Origin of the sequence: Paracoccus sp. S4493, from assembly GCF_000967735.1 — a bacterium.
GTDB lineage: Bacteria > Pseudomonadota > Alphaproteobacteria > Rhodobacterales > Rhodobacteraceae > Paracoccus > Paracoccus marcusii.
The window spans coordinates 1-377 of sequence record NZ_JXYF01000096.1; the positions used below are offsets into that span (position 1 = coordinate 1).

The 377-nt window shown below is 71.9% G+C and carries 1 protein-coding gene; it reads right to left on the reverse strand.

What is annotated here, in order from left to right; translation table 11 throughout:
* Positions 1 to 141, reverse strand: a 141-nt coding sequence (locus tag TW83_RS22270; RefSeq protein WP_045983219.1) for a sigma factor, incomplete at its 3' end; no start/stop codon positions are given.
* Positions 142 to 377: the final 236 nt, after the last annotated feature.

Below are 377 nucleotides of genomic sequence, written 5' to 3' on the forward strand. Positions count from 1 at the left end.
CAGCTGGCGGCGCTGTTCGTGCCCGCGCAGCAGGGCGTCCTGGACCAGGTCGTCGGCCTCGGCCCTGTCGCGGGTCAGCGCGAAGGCATAGCGCCGCAGCGGCGCCAGCAGATCCAGGATGGGGTCGCGTGTCCGGGTCATGATACAGTCATAGACGCAACCGGCCGCGGTTCTCTTCCCGGCTGCGTCGAAAAAATCTGCCGCGCCTCAGACGATCCCCGCCAGGTGCAGCGCCAGCCCGGCCAGGGCACAGCCCGCCAGCACCGGCACCGTCCCCGCGCGCAGGCGGAAGACCGCGATCATCGCGGCCAGGATCAGCACCAGCGCCGCCGGGTCCAGCGTGCGCCAGACCGGCAGGTCCAGGTCCAGCCCCATCG